This window comes from Gemmata sp. (assembly GCF_051859125.1).
In the GTDB taxonomy this organism is placed as follows: domain Bacteria; phylum Planctomycetota; class Planctomycetia; order Gemmatales; family Gemmataceae; genus Gemmata.
The window spans coordinates 1-15,730 of record NZ_JBHYGG010000270.1; the positions used below are offsets into that span (position 1 = coordinate 1).

Genomic DNA, 15,730 nt, shown 5'->3' on the forward strand with positions numbered 1-15,730 from the left:
CCAACCGCTACCTCGTCCCGTTCGAATCCGGCCAGTGCCTGCACCGGTTCACCGACGTCCTCGTCATCGGGGCGGGAATCGCCGGCCTGCGGGCCGCGCTCGAGGTGCCGCCCGACCTTGGCGTCCTCGTCGTCACCAAGGACCGGATCACCGAGAGCAACAGCTCCTACGCCCAGGGCGGGATCGCCGGGGTGCGGTCGCCCGAGGACTCGTTCGAGAACCACATCCAGGACACGCTCGTCGCCGGCGACGGCCTGTGCGACCTCCGGGTCGTCGAGCACGTGATCCAGGGCGCACCGGAGCAGATCGAGCGGCTCGTCGCGTGCGGGACCAAGTTCGACGTCGAGGGCGGCGAACTCGCGCTCACCCGCGAGGGCGGCCACAGCCACCGGCGAATCGTCCACGCGCTGGGCGACGCGACCGGGTTCGAGGTCATGCGGGCCATCATCGCCACGGCCCGCACCGCCCCGAACGTCACCCTCTGGGACGACACGTTCACCGTCGACCTGCTGACCCACGGGGGCCGGTGCCGCGGGGCCGTCGTCGCCCGCAACGGCTCCGGGCGGCTCCTGATCTGGGCCAAGCAGACGATCCTCGCGTCCGGCGGGTGCGGCATGGTGTATCGCGAGACGACGAACCCGCCCGTGGCGACCGGCGACGGGATGGCCGCCGCGTACCGGGCCGGGGCCGAACTCCGGGACATGGAGTTCATGCAGTTCCACCCGACGGTCCTCTACGTCGCGGGCTCGGCGCGGTACCTCGTCAGCGAGGCGGTCCGCGGCGAGGGGGCGTACCTGCGGGACGTCCACGGCGACCGGTTCATGCTCGCCGACGACCCGCGGCACGAACTCGCCCCCCGCGACGTGGTCGCCCGCGCCATCTTCCGCACGATGGAACGGACCCAGCACCCGAACGTGTACCTCGACCTGTCGCACCTCGACCCCTCGATGGTCCACCGCCGCTTTCCGGGAATCGACCGCGTGTGCCGCGGGTTCGCTCTCGACATCACGAAGGACCCGATTCCGGTCCGGCCCGGCGCGCACTACATGCTCGGCGGCGTCACGGTCGACCTGGAGGGCCGCACGAGCATCCCCGGCCTGTGGGCGGCCGGCGAGGTCACGTCGAGCGGGCTCCACGGGGCCAACCGGCTCGCGTCGAACAGCCTCATCGAGGGGCTCGTGTACGGCACCACATGCGCTCGCGGCGCGGCAGACGAAGCGCGGAAGATCGGGCACGACCTCACCGCCCTGCCCCTCGCGTTCGCGGTTCCCGCGCACCCGGCCGACGACCGCCTCGACGTCGCCGACATCACCGCCGCGCTGCGGAGCCTCATGGTCCGCAAGATGGGCATCGTCCGCGAGCGCGCCCGCCTCCTGGAGGCCCAGCACGACGTCGAGTTCTGGTGCCGGTACGTCCTGACGCGGTCGTTCGAGACCCGCGCCGGGTGGGAACTTCAGAACCTGCTCACGGTCGCGCGGCTGATGATCGACGCCGCCCTGCGGCGCGAGGAGTCGCGCGGCACGCACTTCCGCAGCGACTTCCCGGCCCGCGACGACGCTGGGTGGGGGCTGCGCCACGTCGTCTCCCCGGCGGCCGGAGCGGCGGCTTCGAACCCGCCCACGAAGCCACCAACCGGCACGCGGGTGCCGGTGACGCGGGAGGAGTTCTAAACTCGAACGGAACCACCGCCGGCCGGTAAGTGTCCGCGGGAGAAAGTGTCGAGTTGCGAGGACTCGGTGTGGGTTTCACAGGGAGCAAATGTCGAGTTGCGAAGAGTTCGCGACGGTTGCGAGGAGTTGAACGCGTTCGCGAAGAGTTCACGACGAGTGCGGAGACCCCTCCCCCCCTTCCCCGCACACGATAGTATCGGTACGAACGAGGCCGGTCGAGTTCTCTTGCGTGGGGCGGTGTTCCCGGCTATCTGGGCAACACAGGGCGGGTGAACCGCCCGTTTGTCGTATCCTTCCCCGACACGGACCCGGGCACCCGGGAGAGTCGAAATGCTCCACGCGATGATCATGGCCGGCGGCGGCGGCACCCGGTTCTGGCCCCGGTCCCGGGCGGTCCGCCCGAAGCAGTTCCTGACGTTCAGCGGCAACCGCACGCTCCTCCAGTCGACCGTCGATCGCATCGCCGCCCAGGTGCCCGCCGAGCGGACGTGGGTGCTCACCAGCGAGCAGCACCGCGGCGAGGCGGTCGAGCAGTTGAAGGGGATGGTGCCGGCCGAGCAGGTCGTCGGCGAGCCGATGGGCCGCGACACGGCACCGTGCGTCGCGCTGGGGGCGGCGCTCGTCGCCCGCTCCGACCGCGACGCGACGATCATGGTGATGCCGGCCGATCACCTTATAGAGCCGGAGCAGGAGTTCCGCCGCGCCGCCCACGCCGCCGAGCAGTTCGCCAACGACTTCCCGGACTCGCTGCTGACGTTCGGCATCGAGCCGACGTTCCCCTCGACCGGGTACGGGTACATCCACCGCGGCGAGCGGGCCGGTACCCGGCAGAACGTGCCGATCTCGCGGGCGCACGGGTTCCGCGAGAAGCCGGACCTTTCCGCGGCCGAGGGGTTCCTCGCGAGCGGCGACTACTTCTGGAACAGCGGCATCTTCGTGTGGAAGCCGGCGGCGGTCCTGGGCCAGTTGGAGAAGCGGAAGCCGGCGCTGGTGGCGACGATCCAGAAGATCGTGGCGGCGTGGGGCACCGATTGCGGCCCCGAGGTGTTCCGCACCGAGTACGCGAACGCCGAGAAGATCAGCATCGACTACGCCGTCATGCAGGACGCCGCCAAGGACGGGAAGGTGCTCGTGATCCACGCCCCGTACAAGTGGGACGACGTCGGCTCGTGGCTGGCCCTGGAGCGGCACAACCCGCAGGACGCCGACGGCAACACCGTGCAGGGGCTGCACTGCGGCGTGCGGACGAGCAACTGCGTGATCGTGTCGGACCCGTCGCACCTGATCGGCACCATCGGGGTCGAGAACCTCGTGGTCGTGCAGTGCGGCAACGCGACCCTCGTGACCACCCGCAAGGGCGAGGCCGACGTGAAGGACCTCATCAACCGGATCAAGGCGCAGGGATTGGAGCGGTTCCTGTGACCGGACCATCCGACAACGCCGGTGGTGCAACGGGAGAAACAGGGAGACAAGGAAATGGGGAGCCCTTACCTCCCCCGCTCCCCCTCTCCCCTTCTCCCCCTCTGTCCGCAGCCAGGGCGGTTCCCAGTAAGGGCACGCTCCTGGGCATCGACTACGGGACCGTTCGCCACGGGTTGGCCGTAACTGACCCGGACCGCATCATCGCCTCGCCGCTGGAGACCTACGCACGTCGGTCCGAGGCGCTCGACGGCCCGCACCTCGCGCGCGTCGCGGCCGAGCAGAGGGCGGTCGGGATCGTGGTCGGGTTGCCGATCCACGCGAACGGCCAGGAGAGCGACTCGTCGCGGGCCGCACGGGCGTTCGGGGCGTGGCTCGCGGGCCTCACGGGGCTGCCCGTTGTGTTCTGGGACGAGCGGTACACGACGTGGTTCGCCGAAGGGGCGCTGCTCGGGGCGAAGTTGACGCACAAGAAGCGCAAGGAGAAGCGGGACCGGGTCGCGGCACAGATGATCCTCCGGTCGTACATCGAGGCCGGGTGCCCGCCGGGGGGAACACAAGCCGCTGAGCCGGACCAAACTCCCGCCAGCTAAACTCGTTGAATCCTCACACAAATCCCCTATCTTGACTCCGGCTGTTGGGCCGCGTAATCGCCCGACACCCTCCCAGCCATTCCCAAAGCCCCGTCCGACTCAGCTGAGGGTGCTGCATGCCCGTCCGACCGATCCGCACGTTCGCCGTTCTCCCCAAACTGCCGGACCGCCTCCGCCCCCTGCACACGCTCGCGTACAACCTCTGGTGGTGCTGGAACGCCGACGCCGTCGCACTCTTCCGCCGCATCAACCCGGACCTGTTCGAGGCGCTGGACCACAGCCCGATCCGCCTGCTGGGGGCAACGGGCCAGGCCCGGTTCGAGGAGCTGGCCGAGGACGACGGGTTCCTGGCCCACATGGACCGGGTCGTCGCGGCCCTGGACCACTACCTCAAGGCCCCGACGTGGTTCACGTCCGCGTTCGGCACCGAGTCGGACCTGCGGATCGGGTACTTCTCGGCCGAGTTCGGCATCCACGAGAGCGTTCCGGTGTACTCCGGCGGCCTCGGGGTCCTGGCCGGCGACCACCTCAAGAGCGCCAGCGACCTGGGCCTGCCGCTGGTCGGCATCAGCCTTATGTACCGCGAGGGGTACTTCCGCCAGTACCTCAACGCAGAGGGGTGGCAGCAGGAGCGGTACCCCGAGAACGACTTCTTCAGCCTGCCGCTCGTCGAGGAGAAGGGGGCCGACGGCAAGCCGCTCGTGGTGTCCGTCACCCTGCCCGAGCGCGAGGTGTTCCTCAAGGTCTGGCGGATCGACGTCGGCCGGGTCCCCCTGTACCTGCTTGACGCGAACATCCCGCCGAACCGGGCCGAGGACCGCGGGATCACCGCCCAGCTCTACGGCGGCGACCAGCACACCCGGATCCAGCAGGAGATCATCCTCGGCATCGGCGGCATCCGCGCCCTCAAGGCGCTCGGCAAGGCCCCGACCGTGTGCCACATGAACGAGGGCCACGCCGCGTTCACCGGCCTGGAGCGGATCCGCACCCTCATGGCCGAGCAGAAGCTCGACTTCGACTCGGCGCTCGAGGCGGTCAAGGCCGGGACGTGCTTCACGACGCACACCCCGGTCCCCGCCGGGAACGACGCGTTCCCGATGCAGATGATCGAGCAGTACCTGGGCGACTACATGGCGAAGATGGGCGTGGACCGCGCCCGCCTCGCCGACCTGGGCCGCCAGCACCCGGCGAACGAGCAGGAGCCGTTCGGGATGACCGTGCTGGCGTTGCACCTGGCAAACGTCTCCAACGGCGTGAGCAAGCTGCACGGGGTCGTGTCGCGGAAGATGTGGAAGGACCTGTGGCCCGAGCTGCCCACGAGCGAGGTGCCGATCACCAGCATCACCAACGGGGTCCACACGCAGAGCTGGCTCAGCCCCGAGATCGCGCAGCTCTACGACCGCTACCTCGGCATCCAGTGGGAGGAGCGGCCGACCGACTTCGCGATCTGGAAGCGGGTCGAGCACATCCCGGACGCCGAGCTGTGGCGGACCCACGAGCGGGGCCGCGAGCGGCTGGTCGCGTTCGCCCGCGCCCGGCTCCGTTCGCAGCTCAAGCGCCGCGGCGCGCCGCCGAGCGAGGTCGTGGCCGCCGAGGAGGTGCTGGACCCGGACGCGCTGACCATCGGGTTCGCCCGGCGGTTCGCCACGTACAAGCGCGGCGACCTGATCTTCCGCAACGCGGAGCGGCTCATCTCGCTGCTCGGCGCGAAGGACCGGCCGGTCCAGTTCATCTTCGCCGGCAAGGCCCACCCCAAGGACAACGGGGGCAAGGAGCTGATCCAGCGGGTCGTGCAGCAGGCCCGGAAGCTCGAGTTCCGCAAGCACATCGTGTTCATCGAAGACTACGACATGAACGTCGCCCGGTACCTCGTGCAGGGCGTGGACGTGTGGCTCAACAACCCGCGGCGGCCCCTGGAGGCGTCGGGCACCAGCGGCATGAAGGTGCCGTGCAACGGCGGGCTGAACCTGTCCATCCTCGACGGGTGGTGGTGCGAGGGGTACGACGGCGACAACGGGTGGGCCATCGGCGCCGGCGAGGAGTACGGCGACAACACGGTGTACCAGGACGACGTCGAGAGCCGCGCCCTGCTCGACCTGATCGAGCAGGACCTGGTGCCGATGTTCTACCGCCGCGGGACCGACGGCCTGCCCCGCGAGTGGATCCGCCGCATGAAGCGGAGCATCATGAGCCTGGTGCCGGTGTTCAACACCAACCGCATGGTCGAGGAGTACGCCGAGCGGTGCTACGTCCCGAGCCACCAGCGGGCGATGCGGCTCAGCGCCGACCAGCTCAAGGCGGCGAAGGAGCTGGCCGTGTGGCGGAAGCGGGTCAACGGGGCGTGGGGCCAGGTGAAGGTCGAGAGCGTCGAGGCCCCCGGCGGCGAGACGCTCCGGGTCGGGTCCGAGTTCCGGGTCAAGGTCCGGGTCCACCTCGGGTCGTTCTCCCCGGACGACGTCGAGGTCCAACTGTGCCACGGCGTGCTCGACGCGATGAGCGAGATCGCCGACCCGCGGGCAACGACCCTCATGCCCAACGGCGAGAAGACCGGGCAGACGGTGTCGTTCTCGGGCAGCGTGCCGTGCCGGTCGAGCGGCCAGTTCGGGTTCTCGGTCCGCGTGCTGCCGAAGCACGCGAACCTGCACCACTCGTTCGAGCCCCGGCTCGTGACGTGGGGGTGAGCAGGGTCCGGGTGAAGTACCGAACGGGGCCGGCGCTTCAGCGCCGGCCCCGTTTTGCTGCGCCCGGGGCGGCCGCTCGCGGCTCAGCCCTGGAAGTCCTTGGCGAACGCCTTCGGGTTCAGTTCCTCGTCCGTGGCGAACTTCGCCAGCGCCTTCCACGACAGCGTGCGGCCGGGCTCGAACACCTTCTTCTTCATGAACTCGCCGACCTTCTTGTCGCCGACGTAGATCACCTTCTTCGGGTCGGTCCCGAACACTTCCTTGGCGATCGCGTGGTGGACCTGCGACGCGAAGAGTTGGCCCATCATGTAGTTGTGGTAGTACACCGGCGCGCTACAGATGTGGATCTTCGCGGCGTAGTCCGGGAAGTTCCGGTCCTTCGGCCGCTTGAGCTGCTGGTACTTCTCGACGAGGTCCCACCACAGCTTGTTCAGGTCATGCTTCGGATCCTCGTACATCGCCTTCTCGAACCGCAGCATCACCTGGCACCAGCGGCTGAAGATGAGGAGCTGGTTCCGCTGGGTCTTCGCGGCCGCCTCGTCGAACGCCTCCGCGTTCTCGACCTTGAGCCCCATCCGCTCGGCCCACGCCCGCGACTTGCTGAACCGCTCGAACTGCATCGCGACCCCCTCGGTCGCGAGGATGTGGGCCTCGGCCCGGAGCAGGTACGGGAGCTTCGCCGGGATGTTCAGGCTCGAATAGACCGAGTGCCCCAGCTCGTGGAGCATCGTGCCCATCCAGTACTCGTTGTTGACGATGTTCGCCAGCACCCGGACGTCGCCCTCGCGGTCGATGTCGGTGCAGAACGCGTGCGGGCTCTTACCCTTCTTTTCGAGCAGGTCGCTCTTGGCGATGACGCGGTCCACCGGCAGCCCGATGCCGGCGTAGAACGCCGCGCACACCTTGGGAATGTCGGCCTTCGCGAACGGCGCGTCGAGGTTCGCGTCGTACACCGCCGGCGACTCCTGGAAGAACGGGTCGTGGTAGTGCCACGGCATCAGCTCGTCGACGCCGACGCCGAGCTTCTTCGCGAGCCGACCGTCGATGTCGGCCTTGGCGTCGGTGAACGGCTTCTTGGTCAGCTCGTCCAACTCGTCGAACAGCGCGACGAGTTCCACCCCGTCCTGCTCGTTGAGCGTGAGCATCATCTGGTGGAAGTTCTTGAACCCGAGCTGGGTCGCGGCATCGTTGCGGAGCGCGACGAGTTCCTTGAGGTCGGCCTCGACCACGCCGCCGACGCCCTTGCTCGCCTCCCAAACCTTCTTCCGCAGCGCCGAGTCGGCCGACTGCTTGAGCGTGCTGCGGACCTTGCTGTCCGGGTACTCGGTCCCGTCCACCTTCGCCCGGTACACGTTGAACGACTGCTCGACGGTGTTCGCCTTTGCGGTGATCTTCTTGAGCAACTCGGGCGGCACCTGCTTCTCGAGGTACGCGAGGTACAGCAGTTCGACCTGCCGGGCGAGGAGCGGGTCGGCGATCTTCTTGGCGTCGAGCGCCTTCTTCAGCCCCTTCAGCGCCGCGAACGGCTTCGGGTCGGAAAGCGCCGCGTCGATCTTGTTCTGCGCCTCTTCCTTCTTCTGAAAGTCGTCGTCCTTGCCCGAGATGTTGGCGTCCCACCACGCCTTCCCCGCGGCCACTTCAAGGGGCCGAAGTTTCTTCTCGTGCGCGTCGATGAACTCCTTGGCCGCGGCGACCGGGTCGGCCGGTTCGTCCTGGGCGGACAGGTCACGGGTCATCAGTCCGGCCACGGCGGCACCTCCGGTGAGCAGGAACGAGCGACGGTCGTCGGTCATGGTTGTTCTCGGGTCGTGCGGGCTCGGGCGAGTGCCCCGGGTCAAGTGGAGTAGACCCATTTTCCGATGACGAGCGCCGGGGGCAACAACAAAAGGATGAGGAGGCCGGGCAGACCGACGAACGCCGTTGCGAGCACCGCGTCGAGAACGACGAGCCCGAGCACGCACCGCTTCACCGCCGCCTGCACCTCCCGCGGCCCCGGCGTGGACACGGCACGTGCGACCGGGCGACCGATGTAGAAGCCGAACAGGACGACCAGGTACGGGAACGCGACCGTTCCCGAGTCGAGCGGCAGCCGGGCCTTCAGCGCCAGTGCGAGGATCAGCGACACCACGAGGACGCCCGCGGCGGCGAACAGGTGGCGGGGGCTGCTTCGGCCCTCCTCGGTGCGAGCGAACCACGTCACCCCGACGATGTACACGCCGACCACCCCCGCCAGGTGGAGCCGCGTTTCGAGGTCCAGCGCCGCGTCAGGGACCATCGAGAGGCCGAGCAGCACGTTCAGGAACCGGCAACTCGCCATCGCGAGCGGCCCGGCCGCTGTGCGCTTCATCCCGCCGTCGTAGATCAGCACGGCCGCGGCGATGGCGACCGCGTACGCGAGCGGCCCGCCGCTCCAACCGCCCTCCCCCGTTGCGCCCGCGAGCGCCGCGAAGCCGAGCCCGAGACCGCACAGCGCCGTCCCGAGCAGCAGCGCGGTGCGAACGGCGACGCGGCCCGACGGGATCGGTCGGAACGGCCGCGCGACCGCGTCTTCGGCGCGGTCGAAGTAGTCGTTCCACACCATGCCCGCGAGGTACAGGCACCCCGAGGTGAGTGCGAGCGTGACGACCGACGCCCAGAAGCCGGCGGGGACGACCGGGAGGACGGCGACGCCGGCGGCGGTCGCGAGCGCGATGTCCGCGAACGCGGTGAACACGTTCGGAAGGCGCATCAACTGGGCGAAGGCGAGTACGCGAGGGTTTGCCATGCGGGATAGGGTACGGAGTCGCGGCCGGATCAGTCGATGGCGACGCTCACGTCGTAACTGACGGGCACGCTCGCGGCCGCGTTGCCGCCGAGGTGGGCGAGTTCCTCTTCGGTGTTCACGAAGCGGATGTCGCGGACCGTCTCGGCGAGCAACCGGCCGTGCGCGTCGAGCCGCTCGGAGTCGCTGAGGCCGACGAGGACCGCCGTGACCGCGAACCCCTGGCGGCGGAGCGCGCCGAGCGCCGCGGCGCTGTCGGCCGGCACCCGAGGCAGCACGGCGATCACCGTCGCGTCCCGCGGCAGTCGCGGCGTCACGTTCAGCACCAGCTGCGGGAAGGTGAAGGCGTCGGTGAGTTCGAGCCGGGCGAGCGCCTCGCGGACGCGCTGGAACTGGTCGAACCCGCGGCGCGTCGGCACGACCACGGGCCGGAGGCGGTCGCTCTCGTGCCGCACCTCGAACCGGTCGCGGGCCGCGTCGCGCGTCTCGTACCCTTCCCCGTTCTCGGCAGCTAGCGATTCCTCGCGAATCCGATCGGCCGCGTCCCGGCCGTTGCTCGCGAGCCCCACCTGCTGGTTCAGCACGGAGACGGCGTAAGCGACACTCGCGGCGGTCGTCACGACGAGGTCGGAGCGGTGCGGCTCGCTGCGCTTCGGGTAGCCGTCGGCGTGGAAGTCGATCAGGAGCGTCGCACCGGCGAGCGTGGTCGGCTCGTACACGCGGCAGTGCAGCACCCCCGTGCGTGCGGTCGCCTTCCAGTGGACCCGCTGGAGCGGATCGCCGAGTTGGTACTCGCGCACCCCGGCCGTGCGGGTCGGGTCTTCGAAGAGCCGGTTCTGCAGCCGCACCTCGCCGATCGGCCGCTCCGATGCGAAGTCGTACCGCGGCAGGGGAACGACCCTCGGGTAGACCATGACGTACACCGGGGTGCCGACGACGCGGTGGCGGCGGTGCAGGCCGAACACGTCGCCGGTTTCGAGGAGCGCCGGCCCGAGCGGATAGTACCCCCGCGTGAGGAACGTGACAGTGTACTTAATCGTCTTCGTGCGCCGCGGGCCGAGGCTCGCGACCTGGAGCCGCTTCCCCTTCACCGACAGTCGCCCCGGCTTCACGCGCGCCGCCAGGTCGGGAACCAGGTCCTCCACGAGCACCCACAGGATCGGCAGCGCGCCGCGGTTGGTGAGCGTGACAACCACCTCGACAGACTCGCCGATCTCGCGGGGCGAAGCGTCGCACGCTCGCTCGGCATGGAGGTCCCGGACCCAGCTTCGCGCAATGAACCGCGACACGAGGTACACGCCGAGAAGGACGTACCCAGCGAACGCGACCAAACCGGCCTGGAGCGCCAGCGCGAGTCCGAGGAGTAAAACGATCGCGAGGAACCAGAGCATCAGCGGGTGTCTTTCACAATCCGGTCCAGGAGAGCGGCGGTCGCGTCGGCCATTGTCGCGGCCGTGAACCGCTCGCGGACCGCGGCCTCACCGGCCCGCCCGCACCGGTCCCGCAGCTCGTGGTCGTCGAGCATCTGCCGCAACCCGGCGGCGAGAGCGGCCGGGTTCTCGGGCTCGACGAGGAGGCCGCCGCCGGTCGCTTCGACCAACTCGGGGAACGAGCCGTGGCACGGTTGCACGACGGGAACGCCGTTCGCCCACGCTTCGAGCACGTACAGGCCCTTCGGCTCGCGGTACGTCGTCGGCACGGAAAAGACGTCGACCGATCGCAGGAATTTCACCTTCTCGTCGTGCCCCGGGCTCTCGACGTACTCGAACTCGGCGAGCAACCCGGCCGCTTCGAGCTTCTTCACCTGGGCGCCGAAGAACGCGCGGTTGTTCTCGCCGAGCCACCCGCTCGCCCGCAACCTCGTGGGCGGCGAGCCGGGTCGTCGGCGCAGGTGGATGTACGCATCAACGAGATTGTGGAACCCCTTCTCGGGGCAGATGCGGGCGAAGTAGCCGATGGTGAGCGGGTGGTCGCGGGTCACCGGCCGCGGTCCGCCGTGCCCGTTGAGGTTCAGCCCGGGGTGGACGGCGTGCATCTTCTCCCGCGGCAGGCCGAGGTAGCCCGCCATGTGCTCGGCGTACGCGCGGCTCGTGGTGACGAACGCGGCCGCGCCGGCGCAGTTCTCGCGGATCAGCGCGAAGCACCGCTCGCGGTCCGCGGCCGGCAGCGCGTCGAGGAAGATGTCGTCGCCCTGGAACGTGACGACGATGGGCACTCCGAGCCGGCGGCGCAGCTCCGGAGCGACGCCCGACAGCAGCGCGTTCGTCAGCACCACGACCTCGGGCCGCACCTCAGTTTCGAGCCAGTCCGCGAGCTTGGTCACTTCCTTGAGCTGGTTGCCGTGCGTCCCCTGGAGCATCGAAATCGTGAGGTCGCCGAGTTCGCTGTACTTGGTCCGCTGTGCGAACCGCGACACCCAGCGCACAAGCCAGCGGAAATTGAAGAGGCGGTCGAGGAACCGGGGCGTGTGCCGGAACAGCCAGAACTTTTGTTCGAGGTAAACATTGATGCCGCCGAAGAAGACGCGGCCCTGACTCACGTCCTCTTCGTCGGTTCGGATGGGCGTGTACGTGGGAACCAACAGGGCCTCGTGCCCGGCATTGCCGAGTGCGGCGACGAGAGTGTTGTCGCGCATGCAACTCCCGCAGTACATGCCCGCGGCCCCGGCAGTGATGTATGCAATTCGCATGTTGCTTGAGCAGTCGGAAACTGATGCGGAAGGGGATCCCCGCGGAACCTCGGAACTCCGCGCTCGTGACACGATCCGGGCCGCAATTTGCTGTACACTTCGGTCACGAGGAACATTCCCACCACCCGCACCGAACCTTCCCCGCAACGCCCGCCACCTGGACTATACATCTACCAAGTCCTCTCCTTTCGACCCGCCCTGCCGTTCGGTCCCCTGACCGGGGAGAGTGAGTCATGAGTAGCAGTGCCCTGCGAATGCGTCCGAGGCCCGTACAGACGCCCGAGACCAAGGCTGCGGCCATCGTGGCCGACCTCCGCCGGCTCAAGATCGTGTCGGCGCGCGCCGTCCAGCAGATCGAGAACGCGATCGCGGGCGGATGCGCCACGTCCGAGGAGTTGGGGGAGATCCTCCGGGGGGGCGGCGGGCTGACGGACTTCCAAACCCAGGTCGCGCTGGCCGGCCAGACGTCGCGGCTCGTGTTCGCCGGGTTCGTGCTCCTCGACAAGGTCGGCGAGGGCGGGATGGGCGTGGTGTACCGGGCGCTCCAGCCGCGGATCGGCCGGGTCGAGGCGCTCAAGGTCATCCGCTCCGACAAGGTCGGGTCGGCGACGACGGTGAAGCGGTTCCTCCGCGAGATCCAGCTCACGTCGAGCCTGGAGCACCCGCACGTCGTCCGGGCTTACGACGCGGGCGAGGTGGACGAGCAATTGTACCTCGCGACCGAGTTCGTCCACGGGACCGATCTGGCGACCGTCGTGGGCCGGGGCGGGCCGCTGTCGCTGCCCGAGGCCGCCATGATCGCGTACCAGACGACGCTGGCCCTCCAGCACGTCCACGAGAAGGGACTCGTTCACCGCGACCTCAAGCCTTCGAACCTGATGTGGGACCCGGGGACCGCGACGGTCAAGGTCCTCGACCTGGGGCTCTCGGGGTTTAACCAGGCGGCGCTCGCACCCAACCGGGGCGCGACCCTCACCCGCAACGGGGTGGTCCTCGGCACCCCCGACTTCATGGCCCCCGAGCAGGTGCAGGACCCGCACGGGGTGGACATCCGGGCCGACCTCTACAGCCTCGGCTGCACGCTCTACTTCCTCCTCACGGGTGCGTTGCCGTTCAACGGCACGCCGGTCGAGAAGATGTACAGTCACGGGTACGCGCCGCCCCCGCCGCTGGTGCTCCCGGGCGGCGCGGCCCCGCCCCCGGGTCTGTCGGAACTCATCGGCCGGCTGATGGCGAAGAAGCCCGCGGACCGGTTCCAGACGCCGCAAGACGTGCTCGCCGCGCTCCTCGCGACCTGCCCCGGGGTCGCCACGCGACCCACCGGAACGGGCACGCCGCACCGACTCGCCGCGCTCCCGGCGCTCGCCCCCCTCCCGGTGCCGGTCGTCGGCCCCGCGAGCGGCGCGTTCGACCACCTGCTCAGCGTTCACGACTCGGTCGCCGACGCCCTGCCCGCGGCCGATGCCGAGCCCGTTCCGCCCCCCCGGGCGGGACGGGGCCGGGGCTCCTGGCTGTGGATCGCGGCCACGGCCGCGGCCATGTTCGCGTCCGGCTTCGCCGGTGCCGCGCTCTACCTCGCCGTGTTCGCGAAGTGAAACGCAACGCAAGAACCCGCGGGCGGGGCGCGAGCCCCCGCCCGCGGGTCCGGCGCTTCAACCTCACAGCCCCTCGACCTCGAACCCCTTGCGGTAGGCCTTCCGCACGAACTTGTTCGCGTCGTCGTTGTTGGTGACCCTCAGCGCCTTCGTGTCCCACTTCAGGTCGGTCTTCGGGAACCGCGTGGCCAGGCACCCGAGCAGCACCATCTCCGTGAGCGGGCCGGCGTAGCTGAACGGGGCCGACGTCTGCCCGTTCCCGCGGACCGCCTCGACGTACTGGAGGTAGTGGTCGTCGCCCTTCACCTCGGGCGGCTTGAAGTCGGTGAACTTGTCGGCCGGGAGCAGCACGGGGGCCGCTATGTACGGCGAGTACAGCACCCCCTTCTCGCCGACGTACACGGAGCCCTGGTCGTTGAGCTTGCGGTCGACGAGCTTCTGGACCTCCTCGGGGGGCCGCACCTTCCCGTTGTACCACGTCACCGCGACGGTCTCGTCGGTGAACTTCGTCCCGGGGAACACGTACTTCACCTGCACGTCGAGCGACCAGTTGTAGTCGTTCGGCCCGGGGAGTTCCGAGCGGATGGTGAGCGGGTTCCCGACGCCGAGCGCGCCGAACACCGGGTCGAGGATGTGGCACCCCATGTCGCCGAACGTGCCGGTGCCGAAGTCGAGCCGCTTCCGCCAGTTGCCCGGGTGGTAGTACCCGCTGCCGATGAACGGCCGGTCGCCCGCGACGCCGAGCCACAGGTCCCAGTTCAGCCCGTCGGGCACCGGGTCCTTGCGGTCCGGCTTCGGGGCCGTGTCGCCCCACGACTTGCCGCTCCACGAGTGGACCTCCTTCACCTTCCCGATGGCCCCGTCCTGCACCAGCTTCACGACCATCTTGTGGACCGGGTGGCTGTGGATCTGGATGCCCATCTGGGTGACGACCTTTTTCTCGGCCGCGACCTCGGTGAGCCGCCGGGCCTCGTGGATCGTCTGCGTGAGCGGCTTCTGCCCGTACACGTTGAGCCCGCGGTTCAGCGCCCGCATCACGATCGGCGCGTGCATGTGGTCGGGGGTCGAGACGTTGACCGAGTTGAGCTCCTTTTCCTTGTCGAGCAGCTCGCGGTAGTCGGCGTACACCCGCAGGTCCGGGTACTTCTGCTTCAGCTTCGCGAGGTTCGGGCGGGTCGCATCGACCTCAGCGACGGCGACGAGCTTCAGGTTCTTGCTCGCCGTGAGCGCGTTGATGTCGGACCCTGCCATGCCGTCGGCCCCGAAGCTCGCGTGCAGCACGGTCTCGCTCGGGGCGGCGTGGGCGTGGTGCCGCCACACGAACGGGACGGACAGCGTCGCGGCGGCGGTCTTCAGCGCGGTTCGGCGGTTCATTCGGGGCATCGCAGTGTCTCGGGGCGGGAGGGATCGGGCAGCGGGGGACACGCACGAGGTTACGCCACGAGGTGGCGGCAGGCAACAACTTGGCTTACGCTATCTGAGTCCCGCCCCGCCGCCTTTCCCCGAGGTCCGTGCCATGCGAGCCGCTGCCGCCGTCGCCGCTCTCGTTCCGCTCGTCGCACTCGCAATCACCGCCCAGGAGCCGCCGAAGGACCCCAAGGAGTCGGTGAAGTGGAAGCACAACGACCGCGCCCGGCCCCGGCCCAAGGTCATCGACCCCGGCACCGCGGGCACGCTCGACCAGCCCGGCAGGCCGCCGTCCGACGCGGTCATCCTGTTCGACGGCACGGACCTGGCCGAGTGGCACCGCTCCGGTAAGAAGCCCGACGCGGAAGACGCCAAGCCGAACTGGAAGGTCGCGAACGGCTACGCGGAGGTCAAGGGCGGCGCGATCGCTTCGCGGAAGAAGTTCGGCGACGCCCAGATCCACGTCGAGTGGGCCACCCCGAAAGAGGTGAAGGGGAACGACCAGGGTCGCGGCAACAGCGGCATCTCCATCGGCGGGTTCGGCGAGGTGCAGGTGCTCGACTCGTTCGAGAACGACACCTACCCAGACGGCCAGGCCGGGGCGCTCTACGGCCGGTTCCCGCCGCTGGTGAACGCGAGCCGCAGGCCGGGCGAGTGGCAGGTCTACGACATCGTCGCGCACCTGCCGAAGGTCGACGAGACCGGTAAGGTGACGCGGCCGGGCCGGATCACGGTGCTCCACAACGGCATCGTCGTCCACCACGCGGCCGAGTTCGGCAACAAGTTCGGCGAGTACACGATCAACATCCAGGACCACAGTAACCCGGTCCGGTTCCGCAACATCTGGGTGCGGCGGCTCGGCGACTACGACGCCGAGGGGACGCCCCCGCCCGCGAAGAAGTGACCCGCGAACGG

At 69.3% G+C, this 15,730-nt stretch carries 11 protein-coding genes; 6 read left to right on the forward strand and 5 right to left on the reverse strand.

The features are described from left to right. The 4 genes from nadB to glgP form a co-directional block, all read left to right on the forward strand. A partial coding sequence (nadB, locus tag ACTIGN_RS26750; protein WP_439629629.1) for an L-aspartate oxidase occupies positions 1-1,670 on the forward strand: 1,670 nt, incomplete at its 5' end. A 330-nt stretch (positions 1,671-2,000) separates the two neighbouring features. Next, positions 2,001-3,092, forward strand: a complete 1,092-nt coding sequence (locus tag ACTIGN_RS26755; protein ID WP_439629631.1) for a mannose-1-phosphate guanylyltransferase — start codon at positions 2,001-2,003, stop codon at positions 3,090-3,092. After that, positions 3,089-3,682: a Holliday junction resolvase RuvX gene (gene ruvX, locus ACTIGN_RS26760; RefSeq protein WP_439629633.1), complete on the forward strand. Its 594-nt coding sequence runs from the start codon at positions 3,089-3,091 to the stop codon at positions 3,680-3,682. The genes ACTIGN_RS26755 and ruvX overlap by 4 nt, the downstream gene beginning before the upstream one ends. A 116-nt stretch (positions 3,683-3,798) precedes the next feature. Next, on the forward strand, positions 3,799-6,363 hold the full coding sequence (gene glgP / locus ACTIGN_RS26765) for an alpha-glucan family phosphorylase (protein ID WP_439629635.1): 2,565 nt from the start codon (positions 3,799-3,801) through the stop codon (positions 6,361-6,363). Positions 6,364-6,446: 83 nt separating this feature from the next. On the opposite strand, the gene ACTIGN_RS26770 is transcribed toward glgP, so the two are convergent. Genes ACTIGN_RS26770 through ACTIGN_RS26785 form a run of 4 tightly spaced genes read right to left on the reverse strand, consistent with a single transcriptional unit; the run spans position 6,447 to position 11,759 of the window. Beyond that, a complete protein-coding gene (locus ACTIGN_RS26770) occupies positions 6,447-8,156 on the reverse strand; it encodes a M2 family metallopeptidase (protein WP_439629637.1) in 1,710 nt (569 codons plus the stop codon). 41 nt (positions 8,157-8,197) lie between these two features. After that, the gene (locus ACTIGN_RS26775) at positions 8,198-9,127 is read right to left on the reverse strand and encodes a UbiA family prenyltransferase (protein WP_439629639.1); all 930 of its coding nucleotides are present in this window, start codon (positions 9,125-9,127) and stop codon (positions 8,198-8,200) included. 29 nt (positions 9,128-9,156) lie between these two features. Then, positions 9,157-10,515, reverse strand: a complete 1,359-nt coding sequence (locus ACTIGN_RS26780; protein WP_439629641.1) for a DUF58 domain-containing protein — start codon at positions 10,513-10,515, stop codon at positions 9,157-9,159. Beyond that, positions 10,515-11,759 carry a glycosyltransferase family 4 protein gene (locus ACTIGN_RS26785; RefSeq protein ID WP_439629643.1) on the reverse strand — a complete coding sequence of 415 codons (1,245 nt, stop codon included), beginning with the start codon at positions 11,757-11,759 and terminating at the stop codon, positions 10,515-10,517. The genes ACTIGN_RS26780 and ACTIGN_RS26785 overlap by 1 nt, the downstream gene beginning before the upstream one ends. Before the next feature lie 287 nt (positions 11,760-12,046). Between ACTIGN_RS26785 and ACTIGN_RS26790 the strand changes: the two genes are divergently transcribed. Next, entirely contained in the window at positions 12,047-13,408 is a 1,362-nt protein-coding gene (locus ACTIGN_RS26790) for a serine/threonine-protein kinase (protein WP_439629645.1), read from the forward strand. A 63-nt stretch (positions 13,409-13,471) separates the two neighbouring features. Here ACTIGN_RS26790 and ACTIGN_RS26795 read toward each other — a convergent pair whose 3' ends face one another. Next, positions 13,472-14,782, reverse strand: a complete 1,311-nt coding sequence (locus tag ACTIGN_RS26795) for a Gfo/Idh/MocA family protein (RefSeq protein WP_439629647.1) — start codon at positions 14,780-14,782, stop codon at positions 13,472-13,474. A gap of 142 nt (positions 14,783-14,924) precedes the next feature. On the opposite strand from ACTIGN_RS26795, the gene ACTIGN_RS26800 reads away from it, so the two are divergent. After that, entirely contained in the window at positions 14,925-15,719 is a 795-nt protein-coding gene (locus ACTIGN_RS26800; protein WP_439629649.1) for a 3-keto-disaccharide hydrolase, read from the forward strand. Positions 15,720-15,730 lie beyond the last annotated feature (11 nt).

Coding starts and splice junctions, on each gene's coding strand:
- ACTIGN_RS26800 (WP_439629649.1), top strand. CDS start 14,925: ATGCGAGCCGCTGCCGCCGTCGCCGCTCTCGTTCCGCTCGTCGCACTC.
- ACTIGN_RS26755 (WP_439629631.1), top strand. CDS start 2,001: ATGCTCCACGCGATGATCATGGCCGGCGGCGGCGGCACCCGGTTCTGG.
- ACTIGN_RS26795 (WP_439629647.1), bottom strand. CDS start 14,782: ATGAACCGCCGAACCGCGCTGAAGACCGCCGCCGCGACGCTGTCCGTC.
- ACTIGN_RS26790 (WP_439629645.1), top strand. CDS start 12,047: ATGAGTAGCAGTGCCCTGCGAATGCGTCCGAGGCCCGTACAGACGCCC.
- ACTIGN_RS26775 (WP_439629639.1), bottom strand. CDS start 9,127: ATGGCAAACCCTCGCGTACTCGCCTTCGCCCAGTTGATGCGCCTTCCG.
- ACTIGN_RS26785 (WP_439629643.1), bottom strand. CDS start 11,759: ATGCGCGACAACACTCTCGTCGCCGCACTCGGCAATGCCGGGCACGAG.
- ACTIGN_RS26780 (WP_439629641.1), bottom strand. CDS start 10,515: ATGCTCTGGTTCCTCGCGATCGTTTTACTCCTCGGACTCGCGCTGGCG.
- glgP (WP_439629635.1), top strand. CDS start 3,799: ATGCCCGTCCGACCGATCCGCACGTTCGCCGTTCTCCCCAAACTGCCG.
- ACTIGN_RS26770 (WP_439629637.1), bottom strand. CDS start 8,156: ATGACCGACGACCGTCGCTCGTTCCTGCTCACCGGAGGTGCCGCCGTG.